Below are 21,902 nucleotides of genomic sequence, written 5' to 3' on the forward strand. Positions count from 1 at the left end.
GGAAGGCTGTCAGGGGATGGAAGGGAAAAGGGGCTTAAAAGATATTCATGGGAACAGTAGATGGGAGGAGGGCGTTCGTTGGATGCGCGATGCTCAGGCGCATTGGTCGGCAAGTGACGTGAGCGGATGACAGCGCGAAGCGGTCGAGTTCACCCCTGCCGTCCGCTCGCCGCGCGACCTGTCGGCACGCCGTGGCGATCCGCTGACCGAGCGGATCGCCACGGCGTGAGCGGCAGCGGCGTGCTCCACACGTGGAGCACGCCTGACTGCTTCCGGCGCAGAACGGCGATCGAGATGGTTTCTCAGGCCGCGGTCTTGGGCGGAGTGAGGAGATTCTGTTCGCCGAGCTTGGTGGCGATGAAGTCGAGGACCGCGCTGCGGTATCGTGCCCCGTCGAACTCGCCGAGGCGAGTCAAGGGTGCGGTGATGGTGTTGGGTCCCCAGCCGGGGATGTCCACAGTGACGTCCGCGGTTGCTGGCGGGAGGTACTCCGACAGGCCGATGGCGCGGATGGCGGCTTCCAAATCTCGGCAGTAGTCCAACTGTTCGACGCCCGCCTTGAGGATGGACCGGACCAAAGCGCGGCGTGAGGAGTCGACCTCGGTCGAACCGGCCTTCGGGTAGGGCGTGTCGATGCCGCCCCACTCTGCGAGCACCGCATCGACGTCGATCGCGCGGGACTCCCTCTCGACGGCCTCGGCGACGACGTCCCCACCGTAGACCAGGCCCATGTACTCCCTCACGGCCGAGTTGAGCTGCCGCTCGACCGTCTCGCCGACCTCATACCGGTTCGGGATCCCGTCGACCGCATACAGCTTGAACTCAGCCTGCTGCGGCAGCCTCTCCAGGAACCTCGACAGATCGACTGTGAACGGCAGCTCACGACTCGGCATGTACTCGCGCAGCCCCACCCCATCGAACAACCGCTGGACCCTGCTCTCGTTGCTCCCGTAGTGCCGCCACCGGAAGGTGCGGGCGACGATGATCTGCTTGTCGGTTTCGATGGTCGGGACGGTCTTTTCGATGGTCACTGATGGTTCACTTCCTGGCCTCAACGGCCACGGTTTCGGGAGGTGTGCCGGTCTGGCACACTCCGCAGGCCACAGACTCGGAAGCCTGTGGCCTGCGGGAAGTGTCAGAGCACTGGTGGGTTGTCCGCCCCATGCGGGACGGCGATGGGAATCGGCATGCCGAGCGGGGCTCCGCGGCCGGGATTCGGCCTCGCGATGGCGAGAGCGGCGTGTCGGCGGGAGGGGCCGACGTCGGCGCCACGGCTTCGAGGTCCGGGGCGAGATCCGCGTGCAGCGCTCGCCCCGGGACGCGTTCGTCAGCAGGGGGCTGGGATTTGCGTCCAGCCGCTGGAATCGCAGCGGTAGAAGCGGCCGTCGATGCCGACGCGGTCGTTCACCGACAGTGATCGAAGCCACCGATCCCGATACCGTTCCGCTCAAGGATCACGTCGTCGGGGGTGCCGGGGGTGATATCGGAGTCGTGGTAGCTGAAGACCCGCTGCACGCACAGGTGGGCGGGGAAGCCGAGAAGAGCGTTGAGGAAGTTGTGGTGGTAGATGCGGATCAGCGGCCCGGCGGGGCGGATGATGGCGGCGACCACATCGCGGGAAGCGCGAAAGATGTCGAGCAAGGTGGCGAGGGTGTGGTGGATGAGCGATTTCGGCGACATGCCTAACTCCGTGAGAGGTTGTGCGACAGACAGCCGGGCCGCCACGATGTGCTGTGGCGGCCCGGCTGGTGTGCGGTGAGGATCGTCAGGCGGCGCGACGTGATGCGCGTTTCGCGGGTTTCGCGATGCCGAGTTCGACTCGGCAGGAGGTGCAGTAGCCGTCGGGGTGGACACCGGTGTCGCGGACGCAGCCGGTGCAGCGGTCTCGTCGCAGCCCCTTACCGATCACCGGCCCGCGCTGGCGGCTGGGTTGGATGGTGAGTGGGCGTGCAGGCTGGGTGGCGTCCTGTCGCGGAGCCGTGGTGTCCGGGATCTCGGGGTGCGCCTGCATGAAGGCCTGGATCGCCTCGGCGGTGGCTTTGCCGCTGCGCCGCCACTGGTCGCGAAGAAGCGTCCGGGCCAGCATCGGGTATGCGTGGGCGAGGAACTCGCAATGAGCAGTGACCGTGTCGGTGTAGGTGAACCCTTCGGGCAGCGCCGGGATACCTGGGCGTCCGTCGGCGCGGCAGTACTCGCACAAGCCGTCGTCGCTGTGCTGCCGATCAGAACCGAGGCGGTCGAGGCTGGAACGCTCGATGAAGCACCACACGCACCGCCAGCCGGTGACCGGTGCCTTCGCGGCGTTGTCGTGATCGACTTCGAATCCGTCGCCGCGGTGTTCGGGGGCGTCGCGATAGTCGGTACTGATCCAGATCCCGGTCCGGATCGAGGCCCTGCGCGTCGAGTCCTCGTCGACAGACGGCAGGGGACGAGCGTCGTAGTGGCTGTCGCTCAGCTGCGCCAAGGTTTCCTGGACCAGTTCAGGGTGGATCCGGCCACATTCGGTTGTGTGCCCGTCGGAGGGCTCGGCGGGGTAACCGTCGCTGCGGACGGTGTCGGTGGCGCGTGTGTAGCGTGCGCTCTGACGTCGGTAGGCGTCGTTGATGACGTCGATGGTGTTCTCGGCACGGGCTGGGCCGGGCTTGGGGCGCTGGGGGCGCGGGTCATCGTGGATGGCGGAGTAGGCCAGCTGCTCGGTGACGTACTCGAGATACACGCGATCCCAGTGCTCGGCGACAACATCGGTTGGCAGAGCACGGCTGTGGCGGATTCGCCAGCCGGGGTCGGCGGTGAGCCGTTCGGCGCGCACCGCTGCCTCGGCTTCGGCGGCGATTCGGAACGGGCGCACGTAGTCGCGGGCAACGCGGATCGCGGCGTCGTCACGCGGGATCGGCCTTTCGAAGATGAGCTCGTTCTCGCGAGCGGTGTTCCGTGATCGGCGGGCACGCTCGAGGTTGGCTTGCCAATCGGAGAACAGGTTGCGCCGGAAGTACTCGGTCACGATGGGTGGTTCCACGGGCCGGTGAATGTGTGCGGCATGGACTGCGGCCCCGTGACTGGTGAGCGAATATTCGTCCGGGTACGTCGGGCGCTGGATGACCCCGTCGCGTTCGAGCTCGGACAAGCGCACGCTGAGGGCATCCGCGACCACCTTCGGCAGGACCCGGCGCAGGTCATACACCCGCCGGGGGCCGTGTGTGTCGAGTTCCCGCACGATCATGTGCCTGGCATGACGGCGAGCGCGGTCGGCGATCGCTTCGGGGGCATGGACTCGCCGGTCGGTCTCCGGCTTCGGCCGGGTACTCAACTGCGGGGCCCGGTAGGCAAAACGCAGTGACAGCCGCGGCAACTCCGCGACCTCCAGGCCGGTGTGGAAGATCGGTCCGAGGTCTTTGACGTAGAGGCCAGGATCAGTGGTGGGGATGCAGCTGCCGAGGCGCTGTTCGTGCTCGGGATGTGCCTTGCCATACAGCTCGAGCGCTTTGCGTGCCTCGTCGAACGGCACGCGGCTGAAGCTGCGCACCAGCATGTTCAGGATGTGGCGATCTTCCGGCAGCGCGAACGCCAGGGCGTGCGTCGCGTGTGCGAGTGCCGCTTCGCGGCGCTGGGGCAGCAGCCGGTCGATCTCGGCGAGAGCTGCCAGGAACAGATTCTCCTGGGGTGCGTCGAGCAGCAGGTTGCGGGACATGAGAGTGCTCACGTGATGTTGTCCTGTCTACGTGATCAGAGTGGAGATCACCCCGCCGGAAGAGGCAGCTTCCGAAGGGATGTTCGGCTGGTCGGGCGACCAGCCCGAGGGCGTGAAGCCAGGTGGGAGGACGACGCGCGGGAGGGAACGCGCGTCATCAGGGCGGCGGCGAATTTCCTGCGCTGATCCGCGAAACCGCCTCCTGCGGCCGCAACGACGCGCGTGGGGAAATTCGCTGACGACCGCGCGCGGGCCCGCACGCGCGGCGGCCTCCCAGCTGGTAGCCCTCGGATCGGGCTGGTCGCGCGACCAGACGGGCATCCCGCCTCACGCAACCCCCTCCCACCGCAGCCCGGCGCCAACCGCCGCCTCTCGCCGGACGACTGACCGTGCCAGCGCCTCGCCGACGCGAACACAGGTGGGGAATACCAGTGCTGCGGCGCATCCACGTGACGCGGGCTATCCACCGATGTCCCGGTGGCAGTTGCCCTCCACGTTGTCGCGGATTCACATGCCATCGAACGCGACCCACCTGCCCGTGTGAGCGGCGAGGAGGCGAGCGCATGCTCACCCGCACGACAGGAACGGCCGGAGCACGTCAGGTCAGCTTCGCCCTGATCGCGTAGTGGGCGATGGCCGCTGACCGCATCGCATGGGCAAAGGGCAGTGCTGTTGCGCTGGGGACGCCGAAGCGGCTCGTGATATGTGTGGCGACAAGGGTTCGCAGTCGCGAGAATTCCCTGGGCGGCAACTCGGCTACCAGGGTCGCTGCTCGTTGCGCGGTAGCGAAACTGGCGAAACGCACAGGCCGGTGTTCGAGTCCCTTATCGTGCACGTAAAGCAGACACCGGCCGTCGTCCTCGACACGGATAACGGCGAATACCCGCGTCTTGGGAGTCTCCGGGCGAAAACCGAGAGACCAGTGTGCCGGAAACCGAGCTTCGAATAGTTGAGGACCGGCTTGGGCGAACGGCAGCATAAGGCGTACCTTCCAAGGGAATCTACTGGTGGACAACAAGCGACGGCGACGGCATCCGAGGCAAGGACCCGGTGGGCCTCGACGAATTCGATCGATGTTCCGCTTTTTCCGGATGTCGGGGAGTGTCCGCCTGTCGATGACGACGTCTCCGGGAAGAAGAATAAAGTTGCGCCGCAACGCCGTAGACCGGCGTCGGGGTGGGTAGCGGAGGGTTTCAGGCGCACGCAGAGCTGGGCGAGGGCGAGGTAGCTGATGCCGGGTGGTGCGCGCAGGCGGCGTCACCGCGCAGGCGATGGTGTTCTCCCGCGACAACACGGCGCGGCTGAGGGGAAGATTGAGAAACAGCCGCTATGCAATGTGCCCGGCACGAGACCGGGCACATTGGGTCGAGCAGGAGCCTATCGACTCACCGCCGAGACGGTGCCCTGCCTGGCCTGCCGACGTCAACGCCTTCGACAGGACAGAAGAAGGCGGTGACGCCAGCCAGTGTATCGGCTTGCGCCCACAGCGGATGTGGTCAGTGCGACGGCAGCGGTGCGGCGTCGCTAGAACCCAGGGTCGCCCGCGCCATCATTGCTCCACGGATCGTCGCTGTGGGCACCGACACCGGCCAGTGCACTCGCGCGCTCGTTGTTGGCGTTCGAGCTGTGTGCGCCGAATCCGCCAGCACCGGAGTTGCTGCGAGATGTCTTGTTCACCTTCGCGGTGGCGTATCGCAGCGACGGACCGACCTCGTCAACTTCGAGCTCGACGACCGTGCGCTTCTCGCCCTCACGAGTCTCGTAGGAGCGCTGCTTGAGCCGCCCGCTGACGATAACCCTGGAACCGCGCACCAGCGACTCAGCGACATTCTCGGCGGCCTCACGCCATATACTGCAACGCAGGAACAGCGCCTCGCCGTCTTTCCATTCGTTGCTGTTGCGGTCGAATACCCGCGGTGTCGAGGCGACCGTGAAATTGGCGACGGCTTGACCGGTTGGTGTGAACCGGAGCTCGGGGTCAGCGGTCAGATTTCCGATGACAGTGATGACTGTATCGCCGGGCATCATCTACTCCTTCGCGTCGAAGTTGCTGTAGTCGAGGGGGCGCCGGAACGGCGCCGGGGCAAGGTGGCGGCGACACGACATCGCCCGATCCGGCCCCAGTTCTGGACGATGTCGCCGCGGTGGCGAGCCTGCGCCGCCGAGCGCGGTCACGCTCGACCGCGTTCGGGGTGGCGGAAGCGGCGTCAGAAAAGGTCGAGATCGGCGTGTGGGTCGGGTAAGGCTCGTCCGTCGGTGTCACGAGCTCGCACGGTCTGCGCGATCCGCTCGCTCCACCGAGTGCGGCGTTGCTCGAGGTGGGCTCCGTGGAAGGTTGCCGAGGAGACGTAACCCTCGACGATCGCGCGGAAATCGGCGCGCTGGCGGCCATCCTTGCCTGCCTGTGTGAGGGCTTTGTCGAGGTGGTCGAGCCCGCGGCGGTAGTCGGCTGCGAGTTCGTGGGCGTGTTCGTCGCCTTCTGCCAGGCGGGTGATGTATTCGTCGGCGGCGAGCACCGCGCGCGACTCTGCATCATTCGGCAGCAGGTAGTTGTCGCGGAAGGCGTAGTGGTCGTCGTCGAAGTCGTAGATTTTGATGCCCGCGCTTTCCAGCACGCCTCTCATCAACGGTGCAGCGCCCTCACTCACCTTCGTCGGGTCCTTGAAGCTGCGTTGCATGTCGCAGCTTTGCAGGTCGGATTCGGCCACGAAACGAAGTTCCGGCAGGCTGGTTTCACCGAGGTCGATGGCCTCGAGCAGGTGCTGCGCGTGGAATCGCTCGATCGTCAGCAATCCACCGGGGTGGTCGAGTTGCTGGAGGACCGCCGCGCGGTGAGCACGCAAGTCGTCGAGTTGGCGGCCAACGTGTCTCCGGAAATCAACGACCTCCGAGGCCGGTATCGCGAGTTGTTCGCTGAGGTGCTGCGCGCATTCCTGCAACTCCTTCACGGTGCTCGCGTAGGCACGCAGTGCCGAATCCAGGGCGTGCCTGCTCGCGGTGCCCGGCCACAGCGGTGGGAGATCCGTCGCGCCGTTGAGGATGGCGTCGCGCCTGGCGCGTGCCAGCTGTTGATCGGCCGGTGACAAGACCGCCAGTTCGCCCTCGAACAGCGCACCGGTCAACACCCGGTTACGGTCGTAGAAGGCGTCCCAGCGGGCGGGGTCGAGCGCATACTCCAGCTGTTCGCGCAGTCTGCCTCGCTGATCGGCGCCCGGATCGACGAGCACCGGCGCGTCGGTGAGCAGATCCAGACCAGTGGTCTGCCAGCACAGGTAGGCGAGAACGAAAAGCACCGTGACACAGTCGCGGTCGTGCATCCCTGCCACGCGAAGCTGGTGCCGCAGCAACGCGTGCTCCGGACGTGAGCGAGGGATCATGAGTATGTCCAGGGCCCGGGTCTTGGTGGTCTCCGGTATCTGGGCTCTGGTCAGGATGTGGCGCGCGGCGCTCAACGCGGCACGTTCTCGTCTCCACCGCAACGCGTTGTGACGCCAACCCTGTTCGACCCCGGCATCGAACCTCGAGTCCATGGCGATCACCCGGGCATCGAGATCGATGAGCAGCCCGTGCTCTCGCTTGTAGCGGTCGACCAGAACAGTCGCCGCCTGGCGAGCTGGCGCCGAATGCCGCCGCCACGCCACGAGCTTTCCCAAGGTCGCGGCGATGTCGTATTCCAGGTCCGGCCCTTGTGCGGCCTCGCCCAAGTCGTGGGCGGCATCCACCACATCCTCGAGGCTGAGTTTCGTCGCGGGCTGCTCGTCACCGGGTGACAACGCAGTCCACACAAGCAGACACGCCATCTGCTGGCGTTCTCCGGCCGGTCGCCACCCTTCGGCCACGACCGGCCAGCGGTGGTTGTCGGTGCGCGGGTCACCGGTCATTGCTCGGCGCGGCGTCGGGTTGTCCGCGGTGGAGCTGAGGGGTGAAAGCATGCAAATTCCCTTGATCGAACGGATGCTGTTGCGTTGTCCGATGGCTGGTCGACAACGGTCTGCCTGATTGCGCCATCAACTCGCCGGATCAGATGTCGGCGGATTGCGCCGAGCTCACCAGCGCGAGTGTTTCGAGGCTGAGGGTGTAGTGAGGGTGCCGACGAAATTTCAGACGCCCCCCACGAAGGCGGCCGCAGCTATGGCGATGTGGCGGGCGGGAACGACCGTTGCCGGTCAGGAGCAGGGCCAGCCACAGGCAGCGGTGAATCGGGACGGGACCGATAGGGACTCGATGCGGTGTGGGTCGGTTGTGAGGTCAGCGGCCGGAGCCGGTAGGCAGGAGGTCAGGCGCGGTGCGCGGTCAGCAGCGACGGCAGCGTTGCGGCCGGTTGCCGACAGTCCCGGAATCGGGTCGCGAGTTCAATGAGCGCGCCAGACGACCAATCCCCACAGCTGGCCAGCTGTTCCAGCAACAACGCCTCCCGCTGAGCGTGCCCGTCGACCGGTGCATCGGCGAAGTACACAGCACGGTGGACACCGACACCGCGCGCGTTGTAGGTCGTGATCTGAAGGTGGTCGTCACGACTATGGCCGAAGCCCTGGACATGGATGCGGGTGGCGGCGCGCTGATCGTTGATAAACCGCAGCGCGGCGTCGGATTCGCTGCCTTCGTGCCGATGCGCGCAGGTGCCCAACCCGCCGCCGGAGGTCAACGCCACGGCGAATCCCTCATCGGATTCGCGGCGCCAGAAACGAGCGCCCGGCACGATCCCGGTGTCATCGACCGCCAGCGAGGTGAGCACGGTGCCCGCGGTGCCGGTGAGCCACTGCTCGACGTAGACAATGGGCCGCTGTCGGCCCAGCAACCGCTCGACACGCTCCCACACCGGGCCCAGCGTGCCCACAGCAGCGTAGGCGGTGAATTCCTGCTGACGCGCCCGGTCGGCGATCGCGATCACCGCGCCTGCCCCACGTCGGGTTCGGCCACGCCGTCGGAGTGCGCGGCATCAGCTGTCGTGGAGATGATCTCGAACGGATCTTCGGGGATCAGCATCAGGTTTCGGCCGTCGTCCCAAGAGACGTCGATCTGACTGATAGCCCCGTATGTGGTGCGGATGACGGTTCCGGTCGCGCCGATCGACAGAGGGCAGGGCTCGTCGGGCATGATCCCGGTGATCCGCACGCGGTCACCAACATTGGGCCTGAGCATGATGGTCGTCTCCTTTGGTCGAGCTGTTTCATGTTCTGGTGGCCACCGATGAGAGGTCGGCTGCATAGCGGTACCGGCACCGCAATCCATGGCACAGGGCCGTCGCGGCAGCGCAGTGTTCCGCTGCCGCCGTCAGGGCGGCCAGACGGTCCATGGAGTGCGGATGGCCGGATGTTCCGGCGCGGTCGGCAACGATCACCAGAAGGCGTCGGCCCTGCCGTTTCATCTACCTCGCAGGCATGCGCTGCACCCGGCGGCGGTGCTCGTCGACTCTCGGTCAGCGGTCACGGAGTGGACGGGCATCGACGCCGGCAGCGCGAGGTCGCCTTCGAGGACGAGCAGGGCGGCGTAGACGGATTCGCTGATCTGCGCGCGGTCCGGGCGCAGGGGAGTGAAAGCCGCGTGTACACGCATGCAGGCAGGTGATCCCCGGTCGAGGTAGGCCGGAACGAGACACCAGCTGCGGTCGCGGTGAGCACCGTGGTTGACAGCGGCCAGCGCATACAGCGGGTACGGGCCCTCGGCGGCGAGTGCCGGGGTCAGCTCATCGAACAGCGGAACATGCACTCCCCGCCCCGGGGGCAGCGCAATGCTGCGCACGTGACCGACCAGCAGGACGTACTCGTTGCTGGGCGTCAGAGTCGCGCGGTAGCGGTCATAGACGTTCATGCAGAACCTCTCTGTTCCTCACCGCGACATGCTGCGGAGGCCGCGCGCCGGGCGGGCGCCAGGCTGGATCGCGAGTTCGGGGCCGACGGCCTGACTCACGGTTGCCGACCTCGCTGCGTGTCGCACTGCTGGTTGTACCGGTCGAAACGACCTCGGCGTGAGATGTGTTGGTGTGCCGTCCAGTGATGCGGGCGCCGCGTGTGCGCGCAGTGGCGGGGCGAATCACCGGTCCCGGCGCGCCGATGGGGGCAGGCGGCGGTTGGCCGGGACCGGTGACTCTATTCAGGTGGCTTGTGCCGAGGCGATGCTCCGCGCCCAGTGTTCGAGGGCGTGGAAGTCGGTGTCCCGCAATCCCACACGCGGATCGACATGATGCAGTAGCGCCTTGCCGTCGTGGTAGTAGCCCACGAAGTCTCGGTCGCGCTCGCTGAGTTCGTCATCGATCCACGCGAACGCCCGTCCGGCGGCATGGGAGATCAGATGCTGGGTCTTCCAGAACGTTCCCTCCGGCCCGGCGGCGTACATGGTGGGCCAGTGCACCACCGGCAATTCGGGCAGCCCGAGCTTCGGCGCGATCCACGTGTTCGCCTCCACGCCCCAAGCCGTCGCCCAGGTCAATTCGTAGAACTCGGCCAACCGCAGTAGCTGCTCTCCGTGGGCAGGATTGAGCCAGACCCGCAGAGGCCTGGATGTGCCGCCAGGGCCTGCTGCCGCGGTGGGCGAGCCAGCTGTCCGGTAGTACCGGAAAGTGGTGTAGCCCTGGGGGCGACGTTCGGGCTTGGCGTCGTATGGGTTCAGGGGGCCATCCACGTCGATGTACAACCGCGGTCGATTCATTCGCTGCTCCTTCCTGGCTGGCCAGGTCATGTCCTCGCCGCCGAGCTCAGATGTCTGTTCCGGCGCGCTGTCGTGCATCCGTGCCAGCCGTCATGACGCCGCTTCTCGAGATGCGACACACCTTTTCGAGGCAGGCCGAACAGGAAAGGGCGCGGTGATCGTCGCTCGTGTCGCGCGGAGCGTCAGCCGTGAGACGCTGTGGGAGGCCCTGGCCGCAGGTGAGTGGCGTAGCAGCGGTCGGCTACGTGCCTGTCATCGGCGAGGTAGATGATCGCGCGGCAGGATCTGCTCGGAGTCGCCGGACCTCCGGGTGACGCGCGCGATGGCGCCAAGCGGGAAGGCTGATCGCGAGATAGCCGCGCCATTCCGGCAGGGTGATCGTCCGCGCTAATCGTTAGTGTCGATGCCGCTTTCACAGCAAGGCAGCCGGGCCCCTGCCGGTCGGCGAGGTGTTACTCGGGTTGACTGCTGTCTTCGGCGATGACGGATATGCGGGGGAAATAGTGGAAGGTTGGCGCGTCCTCTTGCTCTTCCGGATCGTCGCAATCGTCCACGTAGCCGCCTTCGGTGAGGTGGCTTAGTTCGTGCCCGGAGGCCCGGGCCAACGCGATCATGAACCGGGTCACCGACTCTGCGCTATCGGCTGTCACCTCGATACCCGCGGCTTTGTCGTGATCGTCAGGCAGGATACTGAAGATACGAGCGCCCTCGGTCGCGGACTGTTCCATAGCGCGCCGGATATCGCTGCGGACGATCTTGAGAATCTCCGCTGCACTCGGTTCGGTGGTATCAACGGCCTCTGGACCAGTAGAGCGCTTTGTGAACATCGCGGTGGCATCCTTTCCCGGTGGTCGAAGGTCCACGCAACAGCGGACAACGACAGGTTCGTGCGGCCGTGGCCGATGTGAAGGCCGCGGTGTAGTCGCGGCGCATCCGGGTATTGAAGTCGGCTGATGGAGGGATGCTCGGATTCGCGGCGCCGCTACTGCGGCTGGCAGAAAGAGGGGGCGGCATGCGCGTGGATGTGCCAGAAACGGGTTCGGGCACACCCACGACTGCCGCACAGAGGTCGAAGACCCACCGCCACTACGGGCGGTTCCATGCCGGGACTGCGGGCATGCGCGCCGCCCGCCAGCAGGAAAGCTACCGCCGCGGCCCGGAGGGCCGTCCGGCGCGAAGACTGCTGGCTGCGCCGACCGAGGCAAGCAAAGTCCTCCTGCGCAGCGATATTCAGCGTCGTCGCCAACTTCGGCGTCCCGGCACCGGCGACGCGCAACGGCGCCGTCCGTGTCGGCGCGGAAAACTGCGGGCAGCCCGCGGCGAAATGCCGGACAGGGGCGCTTGGATCCGCTGTCCGCGTTCCCTTCGGTCACCGTGCACACCAGGCTCGGACACTCAGGGTTGGACTGCACCCCAGGGTGCGCGTCATGGCGCAGTCGAGATCTTGGTTTCGGTCCAGGTGAGGCGGCACCGCACCCGGAATGGTCTGCATGTCACCGGGTGCGACCTTGAACTGCGCAGCCGGCGGCGCCAGCCCGAGTAAGACAGCAACCAACGCTGACAACAACATGGACATGAACGCTCCTGTCTTGGTCGAGGTATCGAATGTCGGCAGTACTCGCAGCCCTGCCGCTGCTAGCAGCAGCGGAGGTCGCTGCTGCTGCGCATGTGTGGGGCAAGGCGGGGATCCCGGCCCGATTCGGTGTCGTGAAGATCATGTCGATGACGCGGCCGAGAGGGTTCGGCCACCGAGTCAACAGCTTCGGCGTGGCGTCGTAGGCTGTGTGCAGGGGACTGGCAAGGCAACGATCTGGTCAGTCAGGAGTTGACATGGATGGCACATCAACGCCGCGGCGTGGAGGGCGGCGGCGGTCTGTTGTGGTCGCTGAGGAACTTGAGAAGCGGCGCACTCGCCGGGTGGAGCGCCATGCTGCTGTGCGTGAACGGCAGGCGCGTATCGATGCCGCAGAGAAGCAGTACACAGAGGCGTGGGCAGGCAAAAAGGTTGCCGAGAACGAGCTCGCTGCCGAGATCGGTGTACTCCAACGGCGCATGGAGGAGGCTCGCTCTCGTACCGCGGCGCAGATCGCTGAGTATCGTCGCCATCAGACCCTCGCCGCGGCCGCGATCCGCCGCGAAGGCTGCAACCTGGAAGAGGTGGCCGATATCCTCGGCGTAAGCCAGAACGTGGCGCGACAACTACTCTCCGAAGCGCGTTCGCTTCAGCGCGCGGAGGCGGACGCAGTCGAGGACCGCTCGCCACGCTCGGACGAGGTGGCGGCTGAGCCCGTCTCCGCGGTAAATACGACAACGGCTCCAGGTCAAGAGCTGACCGCGAGCGAACCCGATGCAGCCGATCACGCATCCGAATTGGTGCATGAAGAACTCGATTCGACAGGCGCACCAGCCGCCCGGGTCAGCTTCGACAGTTCACCATGATCTGTCGACTCGGGCATCGCCCGAGCGTGGCATGCGCACGCTGCGCGCTGACGCCCGTACTTCCCGGCGTGCTCCTTCCGGCCCTTCATCGCATGCGATCTGAGCCGGAGGAGACATGAGAAAGGTCACGACGAGCGCCGAGGCCGGGGTGATTACGGACAGTAGACGGCCGCGATCGTGGTCCTGCGGTGGACGATGTCGACGGTGATCACGGGCATGCCGGAGCAGTAGCGGTGCAACGCCGAGACGGTGCCGCCGCGGGTGATGCGCGGATCCCGCACCGCGACAACAGCTTGGGCATCGCCGAGTAGTAGCTGATTGCGGGCACCGAAGAACCGACTGTCGGCGTGGTCGGCGACCAGCACCAACCGTGTCAACCGTTCACAGATGCTGGTGTGGTCGGCCTGCTGTGTCTCGGTCCATCGCTCGCTCTGAGTGGGAAACGGCTGGTAGCCCCACACATCGAGACCGGCGGCGAACGCAGCCTCCGCCCACCACGTATCCGCTCCCGTAGCCAAGCCTGTCGAGGCTGTATGGGTGCCGTGCTGGTCACGGAGTTTGATCGCGACTCGCTCCAGTTCGGCGCGGACCCAGGGGTGCGCCTCAGGAGATATGAGATGCTCGCGGTGCCCGGTGAGCGCCACGCGTGGCCATCGGTCGGCTGGGTCGCCGCGCAGTTCAGCGCGCACCTGCATCAGGGTGCGTCCGAGCATGTTCGTTCCAGCGGGCGTCACGAGACCTGGCCGCAGGCAGCGGCCCCAGTAGTCGTCGTTCCAGTCGTTGCCTTCGATGAGCAGTTGATCGCCGGTGGACACCAGCAGGTCGCGGAGTCGAGGATCGCGCGTGAACTTGCTTCGCAGGATCTCGGCCATCACCGTGGGTTTGATCTGGTCCCAGTCCGGCCGCAGCGGCAGCTGCCGACCGAGCTTCTTGGCGGCGCCGGGAGTCGCCGCTGCCTCGATCCGCTGCACCCACCTCGGTTCGGTGGTCTTCGCCGCCGCGAAAGCATGCTCAGCGGTGGGAAACCACACCTCGGTGTATTCGGCTGGATGGTCGCTGAAGTTCGACAGATACTCGTGTTCGCCGTGGAACCTGTCGATCACCATCGTCTGGCCGTCGGTAATCATGCCTGCACTGTCCTCTCGATATCCGACAATCTGATGCGTCCGCGTATTGAGTCAGCGCCGGGTCCGGAGAGCCATCCCGGGTGCAGCGCGGCTTCTATCGCAGCGGTCCTCGCAACCGGAAACCGGGAGTACTGCCGCAGAATTCATCCAGGCAGTACTCATGTGAGTGTCATCGCTGGGCGGCCGCGTCGCGCGCGGCCATCACCCCGCGGTGTGGCCGAGCACGATCTGCTCGTCATCGAGGACTGTTGGCACGCCCCGCCGCTTGGCTGGGCCTTGCCAGGATGTCGCATGTACGCGCAGGATAGCGACTAAAACTGATGCGGCGGCATGTCAGCATCGGTCTTCTGTCGTGGCTACCCGTGTGGTTCGACCTCGAGCACATATTCGAGGTTTCGATTCCGGCCTGTCCTGTGAGCACGAAATAACCACTCGATCAACACCGCAGAGCTGGACTATTCTGTGTCCCGATGGTCTGCGGCCAGTCGAAGAACTGCGCGCAGGCCACTGTCGGGCGGGGCTATCGAACGCTCACGCGACACTTCAGCGCCATTCGCACCGGTCAGGCCATTCTTTCCATGGCTTCGGCTACTGCTGGTCCGGGCCCTGACCAGCTTGGTTTTCCGCTGACGGCATGTGCTGCGCGCTGTCTTCGCGAATAGTCTCGTCGAAGTGTCCGTCGGCGATGTTCTCGGAAGTCAAACCTGCGGCGGCGATCGCGTCGCCCATCGGTCGACCGCTGTCATGGACCACCCCCGATGTCTGTAGCGGACCTGCCGGGTGATCTTCGAGCCAGGCCGGAGCGGTTAGGTCCAGCGCCGCCATTATCAGTTCGTTACCCCGATCCACGAGGTGTGGATCTTGCATTCGCCCGCCAGTGAGGCCGTAGATATTTCCCACCTCCAACAGCACTCGTCCCATTGTCACGGAGTCGAGGTCCGGCAAACTGCGGCGTAGTTCAGCAGCCAGGACTTGGCCGCGGCGTTGATCCCGCTCTGCCTCTTGCGGGTCCATCGACTGAAAGGCTTGGTAGATACCACGAAGGTTAGCTTTTTGAGCCGCGTCGAGTTGACCGTCCATGTGCCTGTTCCTCATCTGTCGGTTAGTTTTCACGCTACCTGTGAGATCGTGTGAATTCGGCACGTCGCCGGAACTCTGCCGCTGCGCCGAGGGCATGCCGCGGTTGCCTCGAGGGTGGGATCTGTCCGGGTGAAGTCTCGCCCACGATGTGTGTCCTTCGGGTCAGTGCAGTCGCCACCGGCGCCGTTGCCATCCGGTGGAGATGGTGAGGGTTGTTGTCACCGTTACTGCCTGGTGCTGTCTGCAGCTGGGATGCTGCGTCCTATTGGTTGAGCAGGTGGACGCGATCACCGGGCTCCAGCGCTGCGCTGCAGGACCAGCGATGGAGCTCGCGGGGTTTTCCGGCGGCACAGCGCTCGCTATGGGCTGTCATCGGCCACCGACTGTCGAGTGGCCCGTTTCCGGGCAGTCGACGGTGTCAACGACTCGTGGAGGCTGACCTCAGTCGAATCGCTGAGGGGTCAGTCTTCAGGAGTCACCGACAGGCGGTGTCGGCGGTCGCGGCTGGTCGGTGGTGAGGGCCGCAGCCAGCGTCGAGCGGCCTTCACCGGCGCCGCAGCTCGCGCCGCACCCACCCCGCTGGTAGCCGGATGGTGCTTGGCGTTGCGGGCACGCGGCAAGCTGGGGACAGGGGTGGGCGGGTGACGCCGGGCCGCGAGGACCCTTATGGGGCACAGCAATCGCTTCTCGTAACGCCTGCCGTAAACGTCTGTGCGCCAGCACCGCATGGTGCGGGGTGCGCCGCAGTACGGGCAGCGGATCTGCAGAGCGAGGTCGTGTGCGGCCTGGTCTTCGGGGCTGAGGCGAACATGGTGGTCTGGCGGGAGCGGGACGGGTGGGTCGTCACGGATCATCGGTGTTCTCGCAGTGAAGTAGTGAGCGTTCGCTCGGCAGGCGGGCTGGTGTCGACGCCGGTGTTGGGTCGAACGGTCCGGACACGAGGCAGATCCGGCGAGCGGCGTGCTGGTCTTCGGTCGCGGGCGCTGGTTGCCTGCCATGCCGCGAGAGGTGGAAGGTAGTGCGGTCCCCGACGCTGCTGGCGGTGGTAGAGGAAGGCGCCGACGAAGGTTGTCGGTCGCCGCAGGCGGCGGGCGAGGGCGTTGATGTCCTGGTGGACTCGCCGGAAGGTGGCGCCGGTGTCGATGAAGTCATCGACGAACAACCACTGGCTGCCGAGAAATCCTTCCGTCCTGCACGAGGTGTGCCGGTGGAGGCCCGGGGTGCGGAGGAGGACGAACCCGACGTCGAATTCCCGGGCCAGAGCGGGCAAGACGAGAGCGCCGGACAACCCTGTGCCGACGAGGGTGTCGAAACCCACGGTGTCGCGGCGGAGCTGGCGGCGGGCAGCGGCGAGGATGGGTGTCAGGTCGAACGCGGCACGCAGATGCGGCGAACCCGCCCAGAGCAGGTCGGCGCCGCTCACTGTGAGACCTTCACCCTCGGCGCGCGCCGCCCGCTGCCCGGCGGCGTCGATCGGGTCGCTGATCTGAAGTTACATGTCACGACTTCGGTCGCGGGCGGGCGATGGTGCCAGAGATCGTCGTAGAGGGAGGTGTCGATGCCGACGTTCGCTCCCAGCACGATGCCCGTCGCCTGCGTGAAACGCTGATACTCCGGATCACCGTCATCGGCCCGGAATCGGTCGCTGCCGCCGTAGGTGAACGGCGCCGAGGATCGGGGAACCAGAAACACACCGCGCTCGGCCAGTCGCGACGCGGCCGCGATGACGTGGTAATCGAAACGGCGACCACGGTATCCGCCCGTGGTAGCAGAACCCGCGCCGGCTCCGAAGGGAGGGTTGGCGATCGCGGTATGGAATTGCCGCGGCATCGAGGCCGCCAAGCGCAGCACGTCCTGGCAATACCAGCGGGCTTAGGGCAGCACTTTGCGGCCGACGCGGACGTACTCGCGGTTGCGCTCCACACACACCAACATCCGTGGAGGGTCACCGGGCGCAGCGTCGCGATAGGGGAATGTCAAGTTCCCGATGCCGGCGCACAAGTCGATGATGCGTGTGCCGTGGACATGGTGTTTGAACTGTGCAGCCAGCGGCAACGGCGTGAAGAACGCGGCGTCACACACTTGGCGCGGGCTGGTGGAGCTGCGGTAGTTGTCGAGGACGAAGCGTTTCTCGTCGTCGGTGAGATCGCGGGAGAGGTCCACCAGGCGCAGGGCCTCGCGGTGAGCGGCTTCCGCCCTCTTAGTGAGTTTGGTCATCGTGGATTCCTCGGTGAGCGGCCGACCCGCCGGACGGTCTTTCGCCGCCACCGCCGCGAGCGCGCCGAGCAGGAGGGACAGTGCCGATGTCGGCCGGTGCGGTGAGCGGCAGACGCGAAAGGGTTGTGGTGCAACAATTCAGCGGCGCCGACGAAGGATTCGGTAGAGGTGGGGCAGCAGCAGGAGCCAGAACGACGGGATTGCGGCAAGGACGAGCCCTACCGGCCAGGTGATTGAAGACATCGGCAAGGTGAAAGATGTGAGGACTGAGCCAGGTCGTGGGTCAGTGAGTCGGTATTCCTACGGGGGCTGCTGACGCGGCGCAGACCTCCGGTGCGTGCACCGCGGGGTTCGAAGACTGTGCTCGGCGGGGCACGGCGGTGGAAGCAAGGTGCGGCTGCCGAGTGGTGGCGGCGGCTTACCGGCTACCAGGTCATCCAACCCGCGGTGACGTGGTCGTGGTCAGGGGTGCGGCGAATGCGGCCGACCGAGCCCACGGACTGGAGATCGAACGCGTGCTGGCTCAGCTCGAGAAGTGGGGCGGTAGTCGGGAAGCCGCTCGAACTCGCCAGAGGCGCCACCAACGGTCGTTGTAGCGAAAACCCACCTCACCCTCGGGCTCCGGCACGCGGCGCAGGCCAGGGCGCTCGCCGTCGAGGTCCGCGCATGTTAGAAGGGCCGCGGCACCGGGCTGATGTCGGTGCGAGGGTTCGAACGGCTTGGGTCGAGCGCCGGGTTGCCGCGGCGCGTCACTGGGGTGTTTGTTCGGACGGCGGCGTAGTCGGTGGTCGAGGTGTTGGCGGGGCAGGCACAGCGGCGGGAGGCGTCGTCCATTCACCGACGCCGTAATCGGCGGGAGGTGACCAGGTTCCGGGTGGGTGTTGCTGGCATGCCTGGCGGATGACCTGCTCGTCCACATCGTGGCCGCCGTGTCGTGCGCGGTGGGCGACGCGTGCGATGCAGGTGTCGAGGGGGGCGTGCACGTCGATCACCACGCAGTGGATGCCTCGCGTGCGGGCCAGGGTCTGCCAGCGATGGACGTGGTCGGGTTCGAGGTTGGTGGCGTCGATGACGACGTTGTAATCCCGGTCGAGATGCTCGACGCACTCCCGCATTTCCAATTCGCTGACAGTGTCTTCTTCGCTGTCACTGAGGCGGCCTTGGAGGTGAAAGTGCATGCTGCGGATCGTGTCTCGGCAGACGATGGCGGTCGTCGGGGTGCTCGAGGCAAGCTGGGCGGCCAGCGTCGACTTGCCCGCGCCCATCAAGCCCCGCAAGACGATGATCAGAGTCCCGCCGGGCGAGTTCAGCGCAACGCTCATCAAAAGATTCCTCCCATCTGGATGTGCGTGTTTCTCTTGACCCGGGCAGACCCCCGGCACCACACTCAGGGGCCCGATCGCCGACGGTTTCACCCCACCACGAATCGCTAACTTCTTTGTGCTGCAACGGTTTTCATCATGTGCTCCCACTCCGGACTGCTTTGATGCGGTGGACGGGGCGGTGACGGGCTCGGGGTGGTGGAGGCATTCACCGGTACGCGGCGATCACTGCGGGGCCCGGAAGGTCCCGGCACGGTTGAGCGACACCGACGTCGAGCACGGTCCGTGGCTGAGAGGCGGGTTCCTCCTCGGCGCAGCGATGGCCGGACGGGGCGATGCTCGATCTCAGATGAGACCTTGTCGGATCGCGTAGCGGGCGATGGCTGCTGCGGGCAGCTTCGTGGTCGCCCGCGCGCCGATGTCGGGTACCTCGTCGTTACGGAAGTTCTCCGCGATGTGGTCGGCCACGTCGGCGCGCAGCTGAGCGAGGTGGACCTGTGACAGTGATGCGACGACATTCGCGGCATGGTGCGCACTGGTGAAGTCTTCGAAACGCACTGGGCGACGGGTAGGACGCTGGCCCGGCTGATCGTGCACATACAGCAGGAACTCACCGGTATGATCCGCTCGGATGACAGCGAAAACCTTTCTCGGCGTGCGGTGCCGACGAATGGTCCGTCTCGACGTAGAGGGCCGGCCCAGCCGGAGGCGCGCTTCGAAGCGGGCAGGGTTGACTTGCTCGAATACCAGCATGGCGGTGACCTTTCGGTAAGGGATACTGTGACAGCGGGCCTGAACTCCTCGATGCCGAGGGCAGGCCCGAAAAAGAACGGAAGCCGTTGAAAAGTCGGTCTGCGAAGGTCGTTGAGATATACGTTCCTCATCTCGTGCCTCGTGCAGCAGACAGAAGGCGACCGGTGGTGGCTTTTCCAGGATCTCGGCCAATCCGCTTCGGAATGGCAAACCGACACGGCGAACAGTTCGGCTTCAGGCCATATCTGGCACGGATTGTCAGCCTCGCAGGCAGCTATGAGTGCCAAGCGTTTTCACGTACTGCTGACCATCGACCTCGACCAGCATCACACCACCCTCACCGAAGGCAGCAGCGCCACCAGCGCCTGGGCCGCCTGCACACACCGCATCGCGGAGCCGTCGTCAGGCTTCGCGCCCTCGGCGTGCCAGCACTGCCAGTAGCGCTTGTCGCAGTTGTACACCCTACCGAGCGCCCCTTGCATTTCGCCGTGCTCGTGCCGCCCGAATCTAGACCAGTACTCCCCGAACGCAACGGCCTCGAATGCGCCAAGAAACGGGCCGATCTCGTACGCGTACGCCGTCGCCTTCACCCGCTCGATGACCGCGATGTTCCCGAACATAACCGCCCCCTTCTACGTGTCACCGAGAATGAAAAACGTCTTGCCCAAGGCTTCGATCAGGTCCCGGACCGGTAGGAAATGCTCGAACCCCTGATCGGTCGTGACCCAAAGAAGCGCGTCTCGAACATCGCGCCCGTGGATGTTCGCGCCGTTCTCGTCGCCGATCCGCCGCGCAGTGCCGAACAGCGGCGCGCTACCCTCACCAGTGAATCCCACTCGCGAATTCGACTGCGCCGCAGCGATCAGCCGGCCCAGACTGGCCGCGTCATGAAGAGTCAGAATTGACACGCTGAAACCTCCTACGTTTCGAACCCGCGCCGATCTAGCGTGGCAGCTGGGCCACCGCACGTTTGTGGCCCACTGTCACGGCGACACCTCACCTTTCGCCGCTGAACGCCCCCGAATGGGTGAAACATTGCAGTTCATCCACATTCCATACCCACTCGGTAATGCGGCCGCAAGCAGGGCAGTAGTGCTCATCCACGCTGTCGTACTTACTGGCAGCCGACATCGCTGCTTCCTTGCTCGGCAAATCGGAGGCGTATGCGATCACCGTTCCAATGGTCACGCCGTTCCCGACGGTGTCAGAGACCTGTGATCGGGGCGGATTGATTCGCAAGTCCACGGTCAGGATTTCGTGTCGTCGTCGGGTGCAGGCGCTGGCGCAGGTAGGGCGGATTGCAGTCGGGCGAGATCGTCGGTCGACAGGTCGCTGGGGCCGTCAATCTGTCGTCCCAGCTGCTGCGCGGCCCAACCGAGGACACCCACCGAGTCGCGCCGCAAGGCGGTGGCGGCCGAATCAAGGAACTGCTGGGCAGGGGAGGGGTCGGTGGTCGTGGCACGTCGGCGAGTCACGGTGCGTGGTGTTCGTCTCACTGCCGGGGCAGTAGCCGCTGCGGCGTCCGCGGACGCTTCCTGGGTCGGAGCGGGTTCAGGCTCCGCGGTGGAAGTCGGTGTCGACGCCCGGGCAGCCTGGGTGGCGGCGGGCGTGTCGCCGGTAGCGTCTGCCGTCGCAGCCACGGTGGTGTCCGACGAAATCCGGGGAGCGCCGAGCACTGCGACAGTGTTGCGCGGTGTCGCGGGCTGGGCGAGGGTGTCGGAGTGGGCGCTGGTGGGTTCGTTGGCGGTGTCGGCGCTGTCGGCCAGCTGCAGCCATCCCAGTTCGTGGGGGAACAGCCGCCGCCAGGCGTCGGCCTCGGCGCATTTGGCCAGCATGTGCCGCGGCATCTTCGCCCAACCGCGGGAGGGGTCGCCGCCGATGGTGGTCTTGACGAACTCGTCGTAGTGCACGACTCCGACGACGGCTTCGCGGCGATCGTCGGAGTGCACGGCGGTGATCGTGTACTTCGCCGCCACCGGCGGGGTGTCGTAGGGCCAGGCCTGCACCCATTCCCGCGCCCGATCGTCGTAGAACAGCGGTTCGGATGTCTCGAGACGCACGCCGCGGTCGTGGGCGGCGCGGTGTCCCAGGATCCGGAAGCCGTGGATGGAGGTTTCCACCGACCACCGCTGCTCGAGCTTTTCCTGCCCCGACACGGTGGTCACTACTTCTGTGCGGTGCAGCAGCCGGATCTGTTCGCGGAAGGGGTCCAGTCCGCTGGTGACGGCGGCGTGCAACAGCAGGTTGAGCGCGGCTTCAGGCGGATGGTCCCGCCACTGAGCGGCCTGAGCGAGGGCTTGGATCTGGGTGTGGGTGAATGTGGTCTGCCCGGGGGCGATGGCCAGCGGTGAGCGCGGCCCGGCGGGCGGGGGTGCGGACATGGAGCGGGGTGTCCCTTCTCGTCAGTGGCGGTAGCGCAGGTTCGTGCGGCGGGGCAGGCGGATGCGGTGGACGCCGGTGCCGTGGGCGGGCCAGTCGTCGGTGTCCAGGCAGCGGGCATACAGGTTCACCGCGCGCCGGTTCTCCTCGGCGGCTGTCGGCGTTCACGGAAATCCCCAGGTTGAGCCGGTTTTCGTTCACGTAATTCCGCAGGGTGCCGTTCACGTAATTCCCCAGCGGGAACGCGAG

22 protein-coding genes are annotated in these 21,902 nt (G+C 66.1%); 1 reads left to right on the forward strand and 21 read right to left on the reverse strand.

What is annotated here, in order from left to right; translation table 11 throughout:
* Window positions 1-302 precede the first annotated feature (302 nt).
* The 10 genes from ABZ824_RS37905 to ABZ824_RS37950 form a co-directional block, all read right to left on the reverse strand.
* Window positions 303-1,031 carry a hypothetical protein gene (locus ABZ824_RS37905; RefSeq protein WP_356969520.1) on the reverse strand — a complete coding sequence of 243 codons (729 nt, stop codon included), beginning with the start codon at window positions 1,029-1,031 and terminating at the stop codon, window positions 303-305.
* Between the two features lie 373 nt (window positions 1,032-1,404).
* Complete coding sequence (locus ABZ824_RS37910; protein ID WP_356969521.1) at window positions 1,405-1,680, reverse strand: hypothetical protein; 276 nt, start codon at window positions 1,678-1,680, stop codon at window positions 1,405-1,407.
* Window positions 1,681-1,765: 85 nt separating this feature from the next.
* Window positions 1,766-3,700, reverse strand: a complete 1,935-nt coding sequence (locus tag ABZ824_RS37915) for a winged helix-turn-helix transcriptional regulator (RefSeq protein WP_356969523.1) — start codon at window positions 3,698-3,700, stop codon at window positions 1,766-1,768.
* Between the two features lie 1,512 nt (window positions 3,701-5,212).
* Complete coding sequence (locus tag ABZ824_RS37920; protein ID WP_356969561.1) at window positions 5,213-5,713, reverse strand: single-stranded DNA-binding protein; 501 nt, start codon at window positions 5,711-5,713, stop codon at window positions 5,213-5,215.
* A 182-nt stretch (window positions 5,714-5,895) separates the two neighbouring features.
* Entirely contained in the window at window positions 5,896-7,620 is a 1,725-nt protein-coding gene (locus tag ABZ824_RS37925; RefSeq protein ID WP_356969525.1) for a hypothetical protein, read from the reverse strand.
* A 344-nt stretch (window positions 7,621-7,964) separates the two neighbouring features.
* Window positions 7,965-8,579, reverse strand: a complete 615-nt coding sequence (locus tag ABZ824_RS37930) for a hypothetical protein (protein WP_356969527.1) — start codon at window positions 8,577-8,579, stop codon at window positions 7,965-7,967.
* Window positions 8,576-8,803: a hypothetical protein gene (locus ABZ824_RS37935; protein WP_356969529.1), complete on the reverse strand. Its 228-nt coding sequence runs from the start codon at window positions 8,801-8,803 to the stop codon at window positions 8,576-8,578. The genes ABZ824_RS37930 and ABZ824_RS37935 overlap by 4 nt, the downstream gene beginning before the upstream one ends.
* Window positions 8,804-9,052: 249 nt before the next feature.
* Window positions 9,053-9,499, reverse strand: coding sequence for a hypothetical protein (locus ABZ824_RS37940; protein ID WP_356969531.1), 447 nt, complete (start codon window positions 9,497-9,499; stop codon window positions 9,053-9,055).
* A gap of 282 nt (window positions 9,500-9,781) precedes the next feature.
* Complete coding sequence (locus tag ABZ824_RS37945) at window positions 9,782-10,336, reverse strand: hypothetical protein (RefSeq protein WP_356969533.1); 555 nt, start codon at window positions 10,334-10,336, stop codon at window positions 9,782-9,784.
* 452 nt (window positions 10,337-10,788) lie between these two features.
* Window positions 10,789-11,163 carry a hypothetical protein gene (locus ABZ824_RS37950; RefSeq protein WP_356969535.1) on the reverse strand — a complete coding sequence of 125 codons (375 nt, stop codon included), beginning with the start codon at window positions 11,161-11,163 and terminating at the stop codon, window positions 10,789-10,791.
* A gap of 1,108 nt (window positions 11,164-12,271) precedes the next feature.
* Here ABZ824_RS37950 and ABZ824_RS37955 point away from each other — a divergent pair.
* On the forward strand, window positions 12,272-12,775 hold the full coding sequence (locus ABZ824_RS37955) for a hypothetical protein (protein ID WP_356969537.1): 504 nt from the start codon (window positions 12,272-12,274) through the stop codon (window positions 12,773-12,775).
* 152 nt (window positions 12,776-12,927) lie between these two features.
* Here the strand turns inward: ABZ824_RS37955 and ABZ824_RS37960 are convergent, their stop codons facing one another.
* The 11 genes from ABZ824_RS37960 to ABZ824_RS38010 form a co-directional block, all read right to left on the reverse strand.
* Window positions 12,928-13,902: an NADAR family protein gene (locus ABZ824_RS37960; RefSeq protein WP_356969539.1), complete on the reverse strand. Its 975-nt coding sequence runs from the start codon at window positions 13,900-13,902 to the stop codon at window positions 12,928-12,930.
* 588 nt (window positions 13,903-14,490) lie between these two features.
* Window positions 14,491-14,982, reverse strand: coding sequence for a hypothetical protein (locus tag ABZ824_RS37965; protein ID WP_356969541.1), 492 nt, complete (start codon window positions 14,980-14,982; stop codon window positions 14,491-14,493).
* Window positions 14,983-15,832: 850 nt separating this feature from the next.
* Window positions 15,833-16,405, reverse strand: a complete 573-nt coding sequence (locus ABZ824_RS37970) for a phosphoribosyltransferase (RefSeq protein ID WP_356969543.1) — start codon at window positions 16,403-16,405, stop codon at window positions 15,833-15,835.
* On the reverse strand, window positions 16,402-16,833 hold the full coding sequence (locus ABZ824_RS37975; protein WP_356969545.1) for a hypothetical protein: 432 nt from the start codon (window positions 16,831-16,833) through the stop codon (window positions 16,402-16,404). Before ABZ824_RS37975 ends, ABZ824_RS37970 begins: the two co-directional genes overlap by 4 nt.
* A gap of 21 nt (window positions 16,834-16,854) precedes the next feature.
* A complete protein-coding gene (locus ABZ824_RS37980; protein ID WP_356969547.1) occupies window positions 16,855-17,199 on the reverse strand; it encodes a hypothetical protein in 345 nt (114 codons plus the stop codon).
* A 749-nt stretch (window positions 17,200-17,948) separates the two neighbouring features.
* Window positions 17,949-18,521 (reverse strand): ATP-binding protein, encoded by a 573-nt coding sequence (locus tag ABZ824_RS37985; protein ID WP_356969549.1) that lies wholly within the window; start codon window positions 18,519-18,521, stop codon window positions 17,949-17,951.
* 345 nt (window positions 18,522-18,866) lie between these two features.
* A complete protein-coding gene (locus ABZ824_RS37990; RefSeq protein WP_356969551.1) occupies window positions 18,867-19,079 on the reverse strand; it encodes a hypothetical protein in 213 nt (70 codons plus the stop codon).
* Between the two features lie 521 nt (window positions 19,080-19,600).
* The gene (locus ABZ824_RS37995; protein WP_356969553.1) at window positions 19,601-19,894 is read right to left on the reverse strand and encodes a hypothetical protein; all 294 of its coding nucleotides are present in this window, start codon (window positions 19,892-19,894) and stop codon (window positions 19,601-19,603) included.
* Window positions 19,895-19,906: 12 nt separating this feature from the next.
* Entirely contained in the window at window positions 19,907-20,182 is a 276-nt protein-coding gene (locus ABZ824_RS38000) for a hypothetical protein (RefSeq protein WP_356969555.1), read from the reverse strand.
* 88 nt (window positions 20,183-20,270) lie between these two features.
* Entirely contained in the window at window positions 20,271-20,462 is a 192-nt protein-coding gene (locus tag ABZ824_RS38005; RefSeq protein WP_356969557.1) for a hypothetical protein, read from the reverse strand.
* A gap of 59 nt (window positions 20,463-20,521) precedes the next feature.
* Entirely contained in the window at window positions 20,522-21,655 is a 1,134-nt protein-coding gene (locus ABZ824_RS38010; protein ID WP_356969559.1) for a recombinase RecT, read from the reverse strand.
* Window positions 21,656-21,902: the final 247 nt, after the last annotated feature.

It is taken from the genome of Nocardia sp. NPDC047038, assembly GCF_040644075.1.
Taxonomy (GTDB): domain Bacteria; phylum Actinomycetota; class Actinomycetes; order Mycobacteriales; family Mycobacteriaceae; genus Nocardia; species Nocardia sichangensis.